At 36.6% G+C, this 19,219-nt stretch carries 9 protein-coding genes; 8 read left to right on the plus strand and 1 reads right to left on the minus strand.

Annotated features, from left to right (window positions below; genetic code table 11):
- Nucleotides 1–67: 67 nt before the first annotated feature.
- Complete coding sequence (locus ACP6PM_RS19065; protein ID WP_426587373.1) at nt 68–1,432, plus strand: lipid-A-disaccharide synthase-related protein; 1,365 nt, start codon at nt 68–70, stop codon at nt 1,430–1,432.
- Between the two features lie 331 nt (nt 1,433–1,763).
- Nucleotides 1,764–7,208 (plus strand): diguanylate cyclase domain-containing protein, encoded by a 5,445-nt coding sequence (locus tag ACP6PM_RS19070; RefSeq protein ID WP_426587375.1) that lies wholly within the window; start codon nt 1,764–1,766, stop codon nt 7,206–7,208.
- A 1,229-nt stretch (nt 7,209–8,437) separates the two neighbouring features.
- On the opposite strand, the gene ACP6PM_RS19075 is transcribed toward ACP6PM_RS19070, so the two are convergent.
- Nucleotides 8,438–9,943, minus strand: a complete 1,506-nt coding sequence (locus ACP6PM_RS19075) for an FAD-dependent oxidoreductase (RefSeq protein ID WP_426587377.1) — start codon at nt 9,941–9,943, stop codon at nt 8,438–8,440.
- Between the two features lie 1,387 nt (nt 9,944–11,330).
- Between ACP6PM_RS19075 and ACP6PM_RS19080 the strand changes: the two genes are divergently transcribed.
- The 6 genes from ACP6PM_RS19080 to ACP6PM_RS19105 all read left to right on the plus strand — a co-directional run bounded on the left by ACP6PM_RS19080 (nt 11,331) and on the right by ACP6PM_RS19105 (nt 19,128).
- Nucleotides 11,331–11,771 carry a hypothetical protein gene (locus ACP6PM_RS19080; protein ID WP_426587379.1) on the plus strand — a complete coding sequence of 147 codons (441 nt, stop codon included), beginning with the start codon at nt 11,331–11,333 and terminating at the stop codon, nt 11,769–11,771.
- Nucleotides 11,772–13,467: 1,696 nt separating this feature from the next.
- On the plus strand, nt 13,468–14,127 hold the full coding sequence (locus ACP6PM_RS19085) for a bifunctional 4-hydroxy-2-oxoglutarate aldolase/2-dehydro-3-deoxy-phosphogluconate aldolase (RefSeq protein ID WP_426587380.1): 660 nt from the start codon (nt 13,468–13,470) through the stop codon (nt 14,125–14,127).
- Between the two features lie 582 nt (nt 14,128–14,709).
- Nucleotides 14,710–15,330, plus strand: coding sequence for a L,D-transpeptidase (locus ACP6PM_RS19090; protein ID WP_426587382.1), 621 nt, complete (start codon nt 14,710–14,712; stop codon nt 15,328–15,330).
- A gap of 583 nt (nt 15,331–15,913) precedes the next feature.
- A complete protein-coding gene (locus ACP6PM_RS19095) occupies nt 15,914–16,597 on the plus strand; it encodes a metallophosphoesterase family protein (RefSeq protein ID WP_426587384.1) in 684 nt (227 codons plus the stop codon).
- Between the two features lie 544 nt (nt 16,598–17,141).
- On the plus strand, nt 17,142–17,732 hold the full coding sequence (locus ACP6PM_RS19100; protein ID WP_426587386.1) for a hypothetical protein: 591 nt from the start codon (nt 17,142–17,144) through the stop codon (nt 17,730–17,732).
- A gap of 542 nt (nt 17,733–18,274) precedes the next feature.
- Nucleotides 18,275–19,128 (plus strand): IS5 family transposase gene (locus ACP6PM_RS19105; RefSeq protein ID WP_426587388.1). Its coding sequence is split into 2 segments (ribosomal slippage): nt 18,275–18,638 and nt 18,638–19,128, totalling 855 coding nucleotides; the frame shifts between segments, so codons are not numbered across the junction.
- Nucleotides 19,129–19,219: the final 91 nt, after the last annotated feature.

Genomic DNA, 19,219 nt, shown 5'->3' on the forward strand with positions numbered 1-19,219 from the left:
TTCCCTATTCCCTATTCCCTATTCCCTATTCCCTATTCCCTATTCCCTATTTCCTGTTATAACTGAAATGACCTTAAAGATACTGTGCCTAAGTAATGGTCACGGAGAAGATGCGATCGCATCTCAAATTTTCCAAGAACTACAAGAATATCCTCTTCCTCCCAGTCTTGCTGCCTTACCAATAGTGGGAGAAGGACAAGCTTATAACAAAATAGCTGACCTTTCAATTATTGGCCCCCGACAAAAAATGCCTTCTGGTGGATTTATTTACATGGATAGGCAGCAGCTATGGCGAGATGTCAAAGGTGGTTTATTAAGAGTTACCTTTGCTCAACTGAAAGCATTAAGATATTGGATAAGTTCTGAAACTAAGTTAGGTCATCAAGTAGTTATTTTGGCAGTTGGGGATATTGTACCTTTATTATTTGCTTGGTTAAGTGGAGCACCTTATGCTTTTTTAGGAACTGCTAAATCAGAATATCTTATCCGAGATGAAACTCAGCAACTTCCCCCTAAGTCTTGGGTGGAAAGTTTCCTACTTTGGTCAGGCTCGGTTTACTTTCCTTGGGAACGTTGGTTAATGAGTAGGGGGAAATGTAGAGCGGTGCTTGCTAGAGATGAGTTAACAGCAGAAATGTTACGGAAAAAGTCTATTCGAGCTTATTATGTGGGAAACTCAATGATGGATGGTGTAGCTTTGGATAGCGCTCTGCTCTCAATGTATCGTTCTGATGCTCAGATGTTAGGGATGCAAGGTCAAATAACAATTACTTTGTTACCAGGGTCTCGTTCTCCAGAAACTTATGCAAATTGGGAAATTATTATTCAGGCAGTTGTAGGGTTGCTGGAAACTTTTCCACAACAAAAGTTTTTATTCCTCGCAGCGATCGCTCCTAATTTAGATTTAGAACCTTTTAGTACATTGCTCCAGTCTTATCATTGGCGAGCTGAACGAGAAATTAAAACTCAGACTCAAAGAAGTATTTTACAACTGCCAACGGATAATCCTCAACCCACGTTTTTTTCTGGAGAAGGAAGCATTCATTTTCCCCTAAAATTGATTTCTCAGAATAGAAATGCAAGTATGATTTTAAATCAACAAGCTTTTCCCGAATTTGTACATAGGGGAGATTTAGCTATTGCTATGGCAGGTACTGCTACAGAACAATTTGTCGGTTTAGGGAAACCAGCGATCGCTATTCCTGGCAATGGTCCTCAGTTTACATCTGCTTTTGCGGAAGCTCAAAGTCGCCTTTTAGGAATTTCTTTAATTCTGGTCAAAAATGCTCAAGAAGTTGCAGGTGCAGTTCAGTCTTTATTAGACAACTCAGAGCAACGAGAATTAATTGCTAAAAATGGTGTTCGGAGAATGGGAAAATCGGGTGCATCTCAAAGAATTGCTAATTTTTTAATGGACTTAAATTGGATGTAGGAAACTTTCAATAATGAATAATGAATAATGAATAATGAATAATGAATAATGAATAATTAAGAGACTATTTGTAAAATAAGTATTAAGAGAGATGCGTAGTGACTAAAATCTAAAAGCGGTAGTACTTCAAGAGATTGAAATTTGGTAGATGCCAGAGGTGGAAAGGTACATATATTCGTAGATTTTTAACTTACAAATAGTTGTCTTGATTTCTTCCTCCCTCCATACCTGTTCCCTGTTCCCTGAAATAAAATAATTTTGTACCTCACTTAGAGAACTAAATATGATATAATTTAGTATTCCTAAAACTACAAAATTTGCTAAAATAAAGATGGTTCTGCTACCTGGTTATCTAATATTAGATAAAATCCATCAAAGTATGAATTCAGAAGTGTATCGTGCTATCAGAGAGGAGGATGCTCAAAGAGTGATTCTCAAAGTTCTCAAAGCAGATTATCCGACCTTATCCCAACTCACCCGTTACAAACAAGAATACGAACTAACTCGTCACCTGAACCTAGAGGGTGTAATAAAAGCCTACAGTTTAGAACAATATCAAATCATTATTTTAGAAGATTTTGGTGGAGAATCACTAAATATAATTCAAAAAAGCTATCAATTTGATTTAACAGATTTTCTCGATATTGCAATTAAAATTACTACTACTTTAGGACAAATTCACGCGGAAAATATTATCCACAAAGATATTAATCCAGCCAATATAGTTTACAACCCCAAAACCAAACAATTAAAAATTATTGACTTTGGCATTTCTACAAGGTTAAACAGAGAAAATCCCATACTAAAAAACCCTAATGTATTAGAAGGAACTCTGGCCTATATTTCTCCGGAACAAACAGGTCGGATGAATCGAGGAATTGACTATCGGACAGATTTGTATTCTCTAGGAGTAACATTTTTTCAACTACTCACAGATGACTTACCATTTAACACTCAAGATTCAGTAGAATTAGTACATTGTCATATTGCTCAACCAGTAAAATTTCCCATAATCAAAAATAGAGAAATCCCCGAAGTTTTGCAGGCAATAGTGTTAAAATTAATGGCGAAAAATGCCGAAGACCGTTATCAAAATACTTGGGGATTAAAATATGACTTGGAAAAATGTAGAGAACAGTTAAACGTAACAGGAAAAATAACCGAATTTGACCTTGGGGAACGAGATGTGTCTCATCATTTCCTCATACCAGAAAAACTCTACGGCAGGGAAGCAGAAGTACAAACTTTACTCAATGCCTTCGAGAATGTGGCAAGTGGAACAACAGAAATGATTCTTGTGGCGGGATTTTCTGGCATCGGCAAAACAGCCATAGTGAATGAAGTACACAAACCTATAGTTAAACAACGAGGTTACTTCATCAAAGGAAAATACGACCAGTTCAATCGCAATATTCCCTTCAGTGCTTTCACCCAAGCATTTCGAGACTTGATGAGTCAATTACTGAGTGAATCTGATGCTGAATTAATCAAATGGAAAGCTAAAATATTAGAAGTAGTTGGGGAAAATGGACAAGTAATTATTGATGTAATTCCAGAACTAGAAAGAATTATTGGGAAACAACCACCAGTTCCTGAACTATCGGGTAGCGCAGCACAAAACCGCTTCAACTTAATTTTTAGCAAATTTGTAGAAGTTTTTACTAAGCAAGAACATCCCTTGGTAATTTTTCTAGATGACTTGCAATGGGCAGACTCAGCTTCGTTAAATCTACTAAAACTCTTGATGAGCGATCGCAAAGCAGGATATCTGCTAGTGTTGGGAGCATATCGGGATAATGAAGTATTTCCTGCTCATCCATTAATGTTGATTTTAGATGAAATTCAGAAACAGGCAGTAGAGATGAAGACTTTAACCCTAGCTCCTTTAGATGAGGTAAATATTACTTGTTTAGTGGCGGATACATTAATGTGTTCTGTGGAAATTGCTACACCATTAGCACAGCTAGTGTATCAAAAGACCAAGGGAAATCCATTTTTTATCACCCAATTTTTGCAGGGTTTATACGAGGATGCCTGGATTAGATTTGAGGCTAAGGTAGGATATTGGCAATGTGATTTGACACAAGTGCGTAAATTAGCACTGACTGATGATGTGGTAGAGTTTATGGTAAAAAGGTTGCAGAAACTGCCAGAAGCAACCCAGGATGTAATGAAACTAGCTGCCTGTATTGGCAACAAATTTGATTTAGGAACCTTGGCAATCGTGCGGGGAAAAACGCCAGGGGAGGTAGCAACAGATTTATGGCAGGGGTTGCGGGAGGGGTTCATTATTCCGGAGAGTGAAGTTTATAAGTTTTTTATGGGAGAGGAAAACCAGGAGAGCAAAATTGCTGATGTTTCGGTGGGTTATCATTTTTTGCATGATAGAGTCCAACAAGCAGCTTATGCTTTTATTCCCAAAAACGAAAAAGCAAAATTTCATTACGATATAGGACAACTACTACTGCAAAAGGTTTCTCTAGAAGCAAGAGAAGAAAGGATTTTTGAGCTAGTTGGTCAATTAAATTATGGAACATCTTTAATTACCAATCAACCAGAACGAGATGAACTAGCAAAATTTAATCTGATAGCTTGTAGAAAAGCTAGAAATGCTACTGCTTATCAGGCAGGTAGGGAATATGTGAGGATTGGATTATCATTACTAGGAGAAAATGCCTGGTCTAGGCAATATGAAATGACTTTAGAATTCTATGAGTTGGGAACAGAATTAGCTGCTTTATGTGGTGATTTTGGGGTAATGGAAAAGTTGATTGAGATAGTCATTGTCAATACCTCCTCATTACCAGAACAGATTAATGTTTATCGGATTCAAATACAATCATATAATACGAGAAATTTAGCGACTGAAGCTATTGCTATTGCTAAACAATTTTTAGGACAATTAGGTGTGACTTTTCCAGAAACACCCACACAGGATAATATTAAAGATGCAGTTTTAGAAGTTTGCCTACTGATTGGTTATCGAGAAATAGAACAGTTAATTGATCTGCCAATGATTGAGGATAGAGACAAAATTGCTATTGTGGAAATTACCAATAGCATTATGCCAGCTACTTACCTTTCCGGTTCTCCCTTATTTCCATTATTGGTAGCATTGTCAGTCAAACTATCTATTCAATACGGAAATAGTGAAACTTCCGCCTTTGCTTATTCTTGCTATGGCATCGTTGCTTGTAGTGTATTACAAGATGTCGATGTCGCGGTCAAGTTTGGTCAACTGGCACTACAGGTAGTCTCCAAACTAGATTTAAAAGGGGTGAAGCCATTGGTAATACATATTGTCATGTTCTTTCTCCTACATTATAAATCTCATATCAAAGAAACTGTTTCTCCCCTGCAAGAAGGTTATGGAATAGGTTTAGAAGTGGGAAACTTGGAATTTGCTGGCTACAATGCTCATGGTTTTTGTTTACAATCTTTTTTGTGTAGTCAACCTCTAGCTGCCTTGGAACAGTCAGCTCATACTTACTTTGATGGGTTAGTACAATTGAATCAATTAGTAGCAGCGAATTGGTGTCGCAGTTGTTGGCAGACAACATTAAATTTACTCGGAATTGGGAAATATCCAACTCTTTTATCTGGAGATAGTGAGCAAGAGGCAGAATTTATATCAAAAATGGTGTCAGGGAATGATTCATTAGGGTTATCATTTTTTTACTTATATAAGATGATGTTGTGTTATTTGTTTGAGGAAATAGAATCTATTGAAAAGGATATAGAAAAAATCAAAGAATATGTGCTAGCTTCACCAGGACTGGTAACTCAACCAGTGTTTTATTTTTATGATTCTTTGATAGCTTTAGGAAGAATGAGTGAAAGGAAAAAGGAGATGTCAAATGTGATGGAACGAGTGGAAGAAAATCAAAGGCAACTAAAAAAGCAATGGGCAGACTCAGCCGCGATGAATTACCAACATAAAGTAGATTTAGTGGAGGCAGAAATTTGCCGAGTATTAGGAAAAAAAGGAGAAGCAATAGAGCTATATGACAAGGCGATATTAGGAGCGAAAGAAAACAAATATCTTCAGGAAGAAGCTCTGGCAAATGAACTGGCAGCTAAATTTTATTTTGGTTGTAATAAAGAAAAAGTTGCTAGTATCTATATGCAAGAAGCCTACTATTGCTATACTACTTGGGGAGCAAAGGCTAAGACTAACCAACTCGAAGAAAAATATCCCCAACTTCTCACTCTTATTTTCCAAAGTGAGAAATGTCACCCCCATCCTAGTCATACTAGAATCCAAACTTCTTCTGGAGGCCAAGTAACTACCACATCCTCAGACCTAGATCTAGCTTCTGTCATCAAAGCCTCTCAAGCTATATCTGAGGAAATCGAACTAGAAGTCTTACTCTCCAAAATGACACGCATTGTTGCAGAAAATGCCGGAGCTAACAAATGTGTATTGCTTTTATACAACTCTGGCAGTTGGGAAATAGTTTCTCAATGGGTTGATGGAAACTATACCTTGTCTAGTATTCCCATTAGTGATACCAACATCTTACCAGGTAGCGTCATCAATACTGTTAAACGGACGCAACAAACTTTGCTGATCAACAACATTGAACAAGACAAAATCTTTGCTAGAGATTCATACTTGATTGAAAACCAACCTAAAAGTCTTTGTTGTACTCCTATTCTTAATCAAGCAAAACTCATAGGTCTCCTTTACTTGGAAAATAATTTGACTGTAGAAGCTTTTACTGACAAACGAGTGGAAATTTTAAATTTGTTATCCTCTCAAGCTGCTATTTCTATTCAAAATGCTAAACTTTATGCTCAAGTTAGGGAAAATGAAAATCAGTTAAGACAGTTTCTTAATGCTATGCCAGTTGCTGTTGGCATTGTGGATGCTTCTGGTCATCCTTATTACACAAATCATATAGCACGAGAATTACTGGGTAATGTTACATCAAGTGAAATTTCTGAGGTTTATCAAATTTATCAAGCTGGCACTGAGGAAAAATATCCAGAGGCTAATTTACCAATAGTACGCGCTCTGCACGGAGAAACTGTCAGGGATGACCATATAGAAATTCACCAAGGCGATCGCCGAATTGCTATTGAAGCTTGCGGAACACCCGTTTATGACAAACAGGGAAAAATTAAGTATGCAATTACTACTTTTCAGGATATTACCGAACGCAAGCAGGCAGAAAAGATTCTTTCAGACTACAACCAAACTTTACAGGAGCAGGTTGCCCAGCGTACTGCTCAACTGGAACAAGCTAACCAGGAATTATTACGCATTGCTAATTTGGATGGACTTACTCAAATACCTAATCGTCGTAGTTTCGATCAGTACCTCGCCGTTGAGTGGCGACGACATCTGCGAGAACAGCAATTTTTGTCCTTGATTATGATTGATATTGATTATTTTAAAGGTTACAACGATCATTATGGACACCAAGGTGGAGATGATTGCTTGATTCGTGTGGCGCAGGCGATATCCCAAGTCCCTCAACGGTCAACTGATTTAGTAACTCGTTACGGTGGTGAGGAATTTGCGGTAATTTTACCTAATACAAATATAGAAGGTGGGTTTACTATTGCTGAGTTTATTCGGCAGGCGATCGCTTCTCTTTTTATCCCCCACGCTCAGTCTGAGGTGAGTCAGTTTGTTACTTTGAGTCTGGGGGTTGCTAGTATTATTCCTACTCTCGAAGATACTGCAGAAGACTTAATTGGTCTGTCAGATGAGGCTTTATATGAAGCTAAGAGGCAGGGACGCGATCGGGTGATTTGCAGTAGAAATTAGTTTTTTTGTGTAATATCAAATCCGCTCGGGTTGGGTATAAAAAAATGTTCTCTTCACGAGCGCCATTGCCAAATATGCTCGCTTATCTCCCCATCTTCCCACACGGACCACACTCTTTATCTAATTACACCGATGCTACCGGATTTGATATAAACCCCTAATTTAGGCTTGCAACGTCTAACTCAATTTGGTATCTGTAGGTCTTCTAGAAATATCACTTGAGAGTCACTAAACAAATAATAAGCAAGCTTGAATTGCCAATTATTAGGTTGCCTAGCTATTAGTTGATCGGAAAATGAATCCTACTTTATAGCTAGTTGTAGTGGTGTCAATTTGGTATCTGTAGGTCTTCTAGAAATATCACTTGAGAGTCACTAAACAAATAATAAGCAAGCTTGAATTGCCAATTATTAGGTTGCCTAGCTATTAGTTGATCGGAAAATGAATCCTACTTTATAGCTAGTTGTAGTGGTGTCAATGTCTAGCGTGCTAAAAAAATACATAGACTCATCAAGAGGAAGCACACACATAACCCCCGACTTTCTCATACAATGTTCCCCTGACCGGAGAGCGCTGGACTTCAATCTAGCAGAGCTAAAGCCTAACTACGAGCTAATATTAGTAGGCATGGTATGAGTCATTTACCGAATAATTAATAGACATCTAGTGATAATCAGGACTTACGCATGGGGAAGGAAATATCAACGTTTGAGATTGCTTCGCTGCTGCTCGCAATGACAAAAAAACGTTTTTTTGCGTAAGTCCTAATAATTAAAAATAAAATCAATCCCATACGCATAAATCATCAATTCTTTCCCCCTACTCCCTACTCCTTACTCCCTAATCCCTCTTTTCCGGAGATGTCTAATAATTAATAATTATTAATTAAATAATTCACCCTTTAAAGCCTCCCCAATAAAGGGGAAAAAGCGGTCGTTTGCGTTAGCGTTTCGGCTGTCGCCGACATGAAAAGCGTTAGCGTTAGCGTTAGCGAAGCTCCTCTGTAAGAGGCAGCTCCTCTGTAAGAGGCAGCTCCTCTGCAAGAGGCAGCATTCCGTAGGATGGGGGCGAGGAAACCTCACCAGATCCAATCGACCAAGAGAGCGGTAGTTTGCGGAGCATGGAGTAGGATGGGATGGATGGGTTACCTAATGATATCCAATCGACCAAGACAAGAAATAATATTTCCTTATATTCAATTCCGTTGCGGTTTTAACCAGAGGTAATTATCAATTATCAATTAATGAACAGTTTTTTGCCTCAGCGATAATTTTCATTGGATAAGAATCAGCAATTAATTTGTTTGCCTCCTGCATTACTTTAACATTTGGAGAAAAAGTTGACTTCTCCACACATTCATCAAAATCAATTAGAGTTTTAATCCGTTGATAAGATTGAAATGCCACTGTCGGAAAAAAAGAAAATTTCCCAGGCAAAACACATAAATAGTTACTATTAGGATTTGACTCTATCCAATAACTATAACGCCGTTTTTGTTCTTCCTGACTAATAAATTCTGTTTTTACACAGTCATAACTAAAAAGATTTCGATTGTAAAGTTTATCTTTGCCAAAATATCGTTCTGCCGAATCCAAAATTTGCTCAATATCTACTTCATCTTCTCGATTTATTGGGTCATCATTAGTATAGCTAGAATCAGCTAACATAGAATAAACAAATTTTTCCGTGCCTATCTCGCAATTATGTACAAAATGATTAAAATGAAACTTTCTCTTAGTAGACATCCGCACAAAATTAGTATCAGTTAAAGCAGGTTGAGCTACTACCATAGCACTACGACTACGTTTAAGTTTTGCCCGTACTTGTAAATCGGATAAAAACGGTTCAAAACCTTTCCCAACTGCAAAAATAAATAACCGTGCTTTTAGACGTTTGGGAAAGCTATTTTGTGTGCGACATAAAAGACTTTTGATTTGAATTTTGCCGTAGCTATCTATTAGTAATTTATCAATAGTTACTCCCGTCTCGAATGTCACCCCTCGCTCGATAGCACTAGCAACTAAAGTTCTCATTATGGCAGTAGTATTCATTGAACAATCTAAGGTTTTGATAATTTCATAATTGGAATTTTCTAGACCATAAGAACGATCGAATCTACGACAAAGATTATCTATAGTTTCTGTTGAATGACGCAAAGAACAATTTAAACCTTCATAAGCTTCGACTTGGGCATAAATTGGAGCTAAACAATTTCCATTTTGCAGCCAATTATATTGTTGACCATAAGCAGTTTCTAATCTGCCTAAAACTCGATTACGCTGAATTTCTAAATATACCGAATCGCTTTTAAGACCTGATAAACTAATTTCTGGAGAATTTTTTCTAGGATTAATTAAATATACAGGGCGATCGTTAAACCAACCCTGAGAATTAGGGATAACTGCGGGGGTAAAAAAATTAGGTTTTGTTTCTGTTAGAGCAATATTACATTGTTCGGAAAAATAGGAACTATATAGATTAATTAAATCTTCCAGACTATTCACACAATTAATAAAAGTCTGAGCATCATCATGTCCTGAATAAAGTGCGCCAGTATGAAACCAACCTTCCAATTTACCCGAAGCAAATGTTCCTAATTGTGGGGCACTATCTAATACTTTTATGGAAAGACGACTATGACGAGCAAGAAATTCAGCAATAGAAATTCCAGCTATTCCACCACCAATGATAATTACATCAACATATTCAATTTGAGAAGCTTGGATTTTTGTCATTTAATTAAATAAAAAGGACTGATGAGTAGTGATGTTACCAAAAAATGAGGTCCAAAGCCTCCCGTTAAAAGGGGATGAAAAAGCGGTCGTTTGCGGAGCATGACCTGGTAGATGGGATGGCGAGGTTTCCCGCTCTTACAGAGCCGCGTTTCATGTCGCGAAGCGAAACGTTTTTCATGTCGCGCAGCTAAACGCCATATCGAATCGACCAAGAGAAATATTCAATTCAGTATTTCAATCCTGATGCTTTAGTCAGAGGTACTGATAACTGATAACTGATAACTGAAATAACCCACCTAAAATGTTTCAATAGTAGGGGCGGGTTCTAGTTCAAATTAAGGTGGTGGTGCATAGTAATGGTAAAGGAAGCACCGGGAGTTTAGGGAGATGGGGAGATGGGGGGATGGGGAGATGGGGAGTGTCGGAGAAATTAAAAAATATAGGTAGTCCTTTGATGATTGTGATTTAGGGTAGAGGTAGGGAACACTTAACACTTAACTGGGAACAGAAATTATCTTAAATTCTTAGTTTCAAAGAAATAGTATTTCCTTGACTACTTGACTTTTTTTAATATATCACTACTTGTATACCACTACCAAAATATATATCCTCACTATTACCATGTAGGACTACCCAAATTAATACATTAAAATTCAATTAAATGAACCCGCCCTAATGCACAAAATTAAGTGTATCAGTCTAGTAATACCAAGCATGATAAATGTTTGCTACAAGTAGCTAGGAGATTTTTTAGGAGTCAGGAGTCAGGAGTCAGGAGTCAGAATGAATAGCTTCGATCCTATTTATTACTTCATAACTTATCGAATTCGTCCAAGGGACATCTCCTGTCAAGTCTTTTTATCGCCCTTATTATTCGTAACATTCTTTTTTAAAATTGGTACAATACCAATTCACTTTAAAGATGTTACACATAATTTTACATCTAAAGTTTGAAATTATTTTCTGAAATTACTTTAACGTCAGAGTTTTGAGCCGATTAAATATTACTTTTGACTGTCTTGAGTTTGTCTTACGTTCTGAGGTCTCCTCAGAATTACACACTCAATGCATAACTTCCGTGAAACGGTATAAGTAGGTCTAATTAAATGTTGAAAAAGTTATGGGGGAAGGACTTGATATAAGGGCAATATAGTTTGAAACTTGCTCTACTGGACTGACACAGCTAAAATAGTGCATCATATAATTAGAGGCGGGTTCATGTAATTTCAGATTGAACCTCATAATTTCAATTAGAACCCGCCCCTACTGTTGCAGCAATATAGGTTTTTCAGTCTAATCAAAGATTTCAATTTTATCAATTTCCTAACACTTTTTTGTATTGCTATATCAAATTTTTATAATACCTAAAACCTTCTGCAAAAATATCATGGAAAATTTATTAATAATAGAAACAGCAGCTAATTCAGTTATCAAAAATTCCGCTAATAAACCATCTGCTGATTCTGTTGTTTCAGCACTTATTGCAATTGAAAAACAGTCAAAAAAGGAGAAGCAAACTTATAAAATTGAGCAACTATCAGGGAATTGGCAATTATGTTTTATTACTGGTACGAAAAAAAGCAGAAAAAGAGCGGGTATTATATTAGGAGCAGGACGTTATCTTCCTAATTTAGTAAAAATTACACTCTCCTATTTTTCCCCTCTCGATAATTCTGAAATCTCTCAACAATTAGAAATCGGCAGTGTAGAAAATACTGTGGAATTTGCTGGTTTAAAATTATCTCTTTCCGGACCGACAAAGTTTATAGACAAAAAAATATTCTGGCTTTTGATTTTACCAAAATCACAGTCAAATTATTCGGAGTAAAACTCTATTCTGGATATATTTGAGGTGGTAAAGAAAGTGAAGATAAATTTCCTACAGAAACTGTGGGGAAGCAAGCATTTTTTGCCTACTTTTTAATTCAAGAAAAATTTATTACTGCTAGGGGTAGAGGAGGAGGATTAGCTATTTGGGGAAAATTGGAAAATTAGAATTTTCAAGGTAAGCATTTAGCCGTATTACACTCTCCTATTTTTCCCCTCTCGATAATTCTGAAATCTCTCAACAATTAGAAATCGGCAGTGTAGAAAATACTGTGGAATTTGCTGGTTTAAAATTATCTCTTTCCGGACCGACAAAGTTTATAGACAAAAAAATATTCTGGCTTTTGATTTTACCAAAATCACAGTCAAATTATTCGGAGTAAAACTCTATTCTGGATATATTTGAGGTGGTAAAGAAAGTGAAGATAAATTTCCTACAGAAACTGTGGGGAAGCAAGCATTTTTTGCCTACTTTTTAATTCAAGAAAAATTTATTACTGCTAGGGGTAGAGGAGGAGGATTAGCTATTTGGGGAAAATTGGAAAATTAGAATTTTCAGGGTAAGCATTTAGCCGTCGGCTAGCCTCCTTTCCTGCGGAGGTATTCCTGCATGGTAATGGTGAGAATATATATTTTTTAATTTCTCCCAAACTCCCCATGCCCCCATCTCCCCACACTCCCCACACTACCGGTGCTTCCTTTACCATTACTATGCACTACCACCCCTGCGGAATGCTGCGCAAATGGAGGAACTGCCTCAATAGCTATAAGTTATTAACTCTAGAACTTACGGAGAAACAACATATATAGCGTTAAAAACTATAACGTTATAGTTTTTGCACTCTATATATAGTATCTTTGTGTAAGTCATCAACTCATTAACTCATTATTACACTGAAAGAGGAATTATACCATTTTGAAAAAAGAATGTTACGAATAATAAGCACCATAAAAAAACTTTATATGAAAGTATATTTGACGAAAAAGATGATTTAAAACATAAAAAATGGTATTAAATATATTCATTCTGACTCCTGAATTCTGAATTATGAATTCCAAGAAATATTCTAACTATTTATAGGATGTTTTTCCATCAGTTTTCCATCTACCCATTCCACAGCATCTATAGGATTAGCTATGTAATCTTAAAGAGTAATTATTGGCTGCATAATTTTATTTATAGTCATTAAATTTTACTTGCATTAAAGTTACTGAAGAAAAAGAGTAAGAATATTAATATGTATTATAATACAGCAGTTTCCTACTCTCTGAAAGTACATATATTGATGGTTTTAGGGAGTAGGGAGTAGGGAACAGAGAAAAAATATTCATTCCCTTAATTGTACGACATTAACCTGGAATATGCTGTATATTTACTTTATTGCTTCTTTTAAGAAGGAATAACTTAGTTGTACTATGAAAAATAAATTATCTTTTGCCAGAATATTTTCAGATAAAGATATATTTACCGAAAAATTCAAGTATAAAGCCTCTCCATTCATGTAGAAAAAGCTGTCGTTTGAGGAGCATTCCGTAGGATGGGATGGATAGGTTCCCTAACCAGATTCAATCAACTAAGAGAAGAAAAAAATCCTTTTAGCCAATCCTCTTCTTTATAAGAAGAGGTAATTATTAATTATTAATTATTAATTGTTAATTATTAATTATTTAACTTCTTCCTTCTTACTTTTTACTTTATGACTCAAGAAAATTGGTTAAACACATTACGCAAAAATCGAGTAATTGCTGTTATCCGCACCTCAAAAATGGAGCTTGCTAGACAAATGGCAAAAGCTGTTGCTGCTGGAGGTATCCGGATAATAGAAATTACTTGGAATACTCATCAAGCAGCAGAATTAATTACTTTGCTCCGCTCCGAATTACCAACTTGTACTATTGGCACAGGTACATTATTAACCCTAGAAGAGTTACAAAAAGCACTTAAAATTGGTTGCCAATTTGTCTTTACCCCACATACCAATCCTGTTATGATTCAAACAGCAAAAATAGCAGGTGTGCCCATAATTCCCGGCGCTCTTTCTCCCACAGAAATAGTTACTGCTTGGCAAGCAGGAGCTAGTGGTGTTAAAATATATCCAATTTCGGCAGTTGGAGGTGCAAATTATATTAAAAGTTTGCAAGGACCTTTAGGAGAAATTCCCTTAATTCCTACTGGCGGAGTAACCTTAGAAAATGCTAAAGAATTTATTAACGCGGGTGCAATTGCTGTAGGTTTATCAGGGAAACTATTTCCTGAAAAATTAATAATTGCTGAAGATTGGGAAGCGATCGCTCAACAAGCTCAATTTATAGTTAAACAACTTTCAGAAAATGAGAGAGTAGGGAGTAGGGAGTAGGGAGCAGGGGGAAATAATTGATTTTAATTCTGTAAGCATTCAGCCGTCAGCTTTCAGCTATTAGTTAAAGAAAGAAAGAAGTAAGAAAAGGAGGAAATTATTGAAAAAAAAAAGTAAGCATTCAGCAGTCAGCTATCAGCTATTAACTTATTCTTTTTGAAGGAAGAATTAGAGTTGAAAGATTGAGGAACAATTAAAAGTTACTCTCAAATCATTCTTTGCTAATCTTTTTCATTAATTACTTAGTGCAGGATTATTACTAAGGAAAAATTGTTTACCTAGCATTCCGCAGGAAAAGCTAAAGGGGAGCTACCTGAATGCTTACAAAAAAAAGGGAAAAATGATAATGCTAGATATAGCTGTCTAAAATGAATTAGAGCAGCTCTTTTTAAGCATCTCTAATCAAGATAAATTTATAGCATTCTTTTTTGACGCTTGGTACTAAGGTGTGGTTTTATTGTGCTTGAGCTGACAGCTAATAGCTGAATGCTTACTTAATTTTATTAATGTCTTAACAGTTTTTTTGCAGTGGTATAAATTAAAATTAGAGCATAATTTTTCTTCTTGAAGAGAGGTATAAATATGAAAAATTTACTGAGTTCAGGATTTACTGGAAAACTGGTTTACTCAAATAAATCTCGTGATTTGAAAGACAATAATCAGGAGAAAAACCTCGGTTTATCGTTTGGTTTACCTAAGTCCTATAGTTCTAAAAGTTGGTATCAAATAGTTAAAATATTCGCCAGTGCAGCACTAACTATTACAACTTTTTTCTCCTGGTCAATACTAGCTAAAGCTACTCAATGGGAAAATGTAATTGCCACAAGAATGTTAGAGTTGCAACAATCAGAGGAACGTTGGATTTCAATCGATTTATCTACTCAAAGATTAATCGCTTGGGAAGGAAATAAAGCAGTTTATGCGGTCATAGTTTCCACAGGTAAAGCATCAACCCCTACCCGTTTAGGTACTTTCAGAGTACAAACAAAATATCGCACCACTAGAATGACCGGACCAGGTTACGATGTACCGGACGTTCCCTATACTATGTATTATGATGGAGGAATGGCAATTCATGGCGCTTACTGGCATAATATGTTCGGTACTCCAGTTAGTCATGGTTGTACAAATGTAGCAGTCAATCATGCGAAATGGTTATTTGACTGGGCATCTGTGGGAACCCCTGTGGTAGTACATAACTAATAATAGGATTAAGGAGTCAGAAGTTAGGTAGATTTAGCAATGCGAGAAAATTTAAGTGCAGATTTTATTTTTAGGTAGTCTTGCATAGTAATGGTGAAGATATATGGACCCCAAATGGGTTCTATTGAAAAATAGATGGTGTGATGGGGAGATGGGGAGATGGTGGAGATGGGGAGATGGGGTATATTTTTCCATCTTTTCAGTGTATTTCCTATATCTACAGACGACTCCGTACCTCAAAAATTTAGTCCCTGGCAAAGATACTAAATGGCTTCTATATTTTTTTTAATTTCTTCCCACACTCCCCACACCTCCCACATTCTCTCTACCATTACTATGCACCACCACCTATTTTTCCTGTTCCGTATTAGACTTCTCCAAAAATTAAGATTTAACAACCTTTTTATAGTAGTTATAACTTACGCAGAGACCACATATATAGCGTTAAAAACTATAACGTTATAGTTTTTGAACTCTATATATAGTACATTTGCGTAAGTCCTGGTAGTTTCAGGTAGATTATTGGAGATGTCTATTCCCTGTTCTCTATTCCCTATTCCCTATTCCCTATCTTCTTTATTTTATGCGTATTCTTGCCATCGGAGATATTCACGGTCATTCAATAGCATTTGATACCTTGATTGCAGCAGTCAAACCACGGTTAGAGGATGTTATTATTACTCTCGGCGACTATGTAGATAGAGGTCCAGATTCTCAAGGAGTTATAAATAGATTAATAGCACTACATGAAACAGGGCAACTTGTAGCTTTGCGTGGTAACCATGAATTGATGATGCTTAGGTCTCGTCATTGTCAGGAAAATGAAGCTCGTTGGCATAAATCTGGAGGAAAGGAGACCTTAGCTTCTTATTCTAAGTCTGGTAAATCTCAACGAAAACAGATTCCAGACGAACACTGGCATTTTATTGAAAATGTCTGTGTAGATTGGTGGGAGTCAGACGAACATTTTTTTGTTCATGCAAATGCTGCTCCTCATCTGTCTTTAAACGATCAATCAGAGTACAACCTTTTCTGGGAAAGATTCAATAACCCTTTGCCTCACTTTTCTGGAAAAACAATGGTTTGCGGTCACACCAGTCAAAAAAATGGAAAACCTATTAATGTCGGTCACGCCATTTGTATTGATACTAGAATTTATGATGAGGGTTGGTTAACTTGTTTAGAGGTTGATAGTGGTAACGTTTGGCAGGCAAATAAAAAAGGTAAATTGAGAACAGCTTCTATTGAGGACTTTTCAACTCCTTGAAACTAAACTACTAGCACGTCTAGACTAATTTTGTGGGTAAAACCTAACCCCCCAACCCCCTTCCCTATCAGGGAAGGGGGAGAATAAATCCCCTCTCGGAGCAGGAGAGGAGAGGGGTCGGGGGAGAGGTTTTGATTGACTCGCTCTTTACCCACATTTTCAAGCTAGACGTCCTACTAGCGCGTCTAGACTAATTTTGTGGCTAAAAGACCTAATATAGAATCCGGGTAATTAGTTATCCTATCGCGCTAGGAGTCAGGAGTCAGGAGTCAGGAGTCAGGAGTCAGGAGCCAGGAGAAAGAAAAGATTGGAACTTGGAAATTGTATAATTCGTATTCAATAGAATATCTGTATTCAGAGAAAGTAATTTTGCAATTACTGTATAACCGGATTTTATATAACCCCCCAACTCCCTTCCCTGGTAGGGAAGGGGGAGAATAAATCCCCTCTCGGAGCAGGAGAGAGGTCGGGGGAGAGGTCTTCATTTGCCCAAACTTACCTACAAAATAAAGCTAGACACGCTACTACAGTGAGAGATTTTATCTTGAAGTTTAGACTAATCAAAAACTATTGGGAAATAATTTTACTATTCAGTTGCCTAATTGTACCTCTAGCTAGAAGATGGCAAATCATAGTATATTCTAGGTCTTTATTTGAATTTTTAGCAATTATTTTTCTATATTTAATTGCTCTAGTTGGTTGTTTAATTATTGGAGTTTATTGGCTTTTACAAATTGCGAGAATGTTAGGATACTTTCTTGACAAACATAAACTGCAATATTCTAAAGTAAAAACTTTAATCAAAGTTACAGGTGTACCAATATTAGTTTTTTTCTACATTTTATTAGCATTTTATACAGATATAATTAGATTACGATTATCTGAACCTGCTTTAATGAATTGTGTCAATAGCCCTAATTCATGCCAAGAAGATACTAGAATTGGATGGTTTTATATTCAGCATATTAGTCAAGGAGGAGGCTGTACTTTCTTTGCCACTGATACCTGGTTTTTTAATGAATCTGGTATAGTTTACACGCCAAAAAATATAGAAAATTGTGTATATATGTTAGGAGATTTAGATAACAAAACAAAAATCTATGGTAATTGGTGGGAATATGATTATTATGATTGATATTAGACATCTACAGAAAAGAGGGAGTAGGGAGTAGTAGGGACGTTGCATGAACGTCCCTACTCTGTAGGGGGAAAGAATTGATTTTATTTTTTATTAGAAGATACTAGAATTGGATGGTTTTATATTCAGCACATTAGTCAAAGTGGAGGTTGTACTTTCTTTGCAACAGATATCTGGTTTTTTGATGAGTCTGGTATTGTTTACACACCAAAAAATATAGAAAATTGTACATATCTGTATGGAGAGTTAGATAACAAAACAAAAATCTATGGCAATTGCTGGGAATATGATTATTATGATTGATATTAGACCTCTCCGGAAAAGAGGGAGTAGGGAGAAAGAATTGATTTTTTATGATCGGAGATATCTAAATCAGGACTTACGCAAGGACACTATATATGGTGTCTACTAATTTAGGTGCTCCCTTGAAAATTTATAGCGATCGCCTGAGAGCTGATTTATAAAGAGAATCTAAAGAAAGTTTTGTCCAAGTAAATAATGGTGTTATTCTTAACTATAGTTAAGCCATACTGTAACTAATGAGCCGTCTACCTGCGATCGCCAATCCTCAACGTCAACCATACCCAAGTGATCTGAGCGACTTAGAATGGGAAATACTGAAGCCTCTAGTACCATTACCCAAGGGATTTGGTCATCCTCTAGAAGTAGATTTCAGAGAAATTTTCAACGGTATATTTTATGTGCAAAGGACTGGATGTCAGTGGGAAATGATGCCTCATGATCTGCCTCCTTATAGCACGGTATACAGATACTTCAAAAAATGGCAAAAAGGCGGTTTTTGGCAACAGATGCACGATAAAATACGCCAAAAATTAAGAACAGAATTAGACAGGGATGAAGACTCAACTGTTGCTATTGCTGATTCCCAGTCAGTCAAGACTACAGAAAAAAGGGATCTGTCTACGGTTTCGATGGTGGCAAGAAAGTTAAGGGGCGTAAGCGTCACATTGTAGTAGATTCCCAAGGATTATTAATTGGTGTTTTGGTCACTGAAGCAAATGCCTCAGAACGATTAGGGGCAGTTGTTGTACTTAATGAAGCCAAGGAGAAACTCTCGAAATTAGAGGTGCTTTGGGTAGATCAGGGTTATTCTGGTAAAAACTTTGCGAGTGCAGTCCAGCAAGTTTGTGGCGTTCGCGGAGCGTTGCGTCAGCAGTATCGCGTGAGAGTGGAAGTAATTAAAAGAACTGCCCAAACCTTTGAGCGGTTACCTAAGCGATGGATTGTTGAGCGCACTTTTGGATGGTTGAATAGATTTCGACGCTTAAGCAAAGATTATGAGGTGTATTCAGATGTAAGTGAAGCCATGATTTATGGCTCTCTAATTCACCTGATGGTTAAGCGAGTAGCTAGCTTAAGATTTACTTTATAAATCAGCTCTGAATAACAAAATCATCATAACTCATATTACTGGACAGTACAAAGTTCTGGGTAAAAAAAAACATTCCCCGCACAAAATTGGG

The organism is Dapis brunnea BLCC-M229 (assembly GCF_050015995.1).
GTDB lineage: Bacteria > Cyanobacteriota > Cyanobacteriia > Cyanobacteriales > Microcoleaceae > Trichodesmium.

Coding starts and splice junctions, on each gene's coding strand:
- ACP6PM_RS19065 (WP_426587373.1), top strand. CDS start 68: ATGACCTTAAAGATACTGTGCCTAAGTAATGGTCACGGAGAAGATGCG.
- ACP6PM_RS19070 (WP_426587375.1), top strand. CDS start 1,764: ATGGTTCTGCTACCTGGTTATCTAATATTAGATAAAATCCATCAAAGT.
- ACP6PM_RS19075 (WP_426587377.1), bottom strand. CDS start 9,943: ATGACAAAAATCCAAGCTTCTCAAATTGAATATGTTGATGTAATTATC.
- ACP6PM_RS19080 (WP_426587379.1), top strand. CDS start 11,331: ATGGAAAATTTATTAATAATAGAAACAGCAGCTAATTCAGTTATCAAA.
- ACP6PM_RS19085 (WP_426587380.1), top strand. CDS start 13,468: ATGACTCAAGAAAATTGGTTAAACACATTACGCAAAAATCGAGTAATT.
- ACP6PM_RS19090 (WP_426587382.1), top strand. CDS start 14,710: ATGAAAAATTTACTGAGTTCAGGATTTACTGGAAAACTGGTTTACTCA.
- ACP6PM_RS19095 (WP_426587384.1), top strand. CDS start 15,914: ATGCGTATTCTTGCCATCGGAGATATTCACGGTCATTCAATAGCATTT.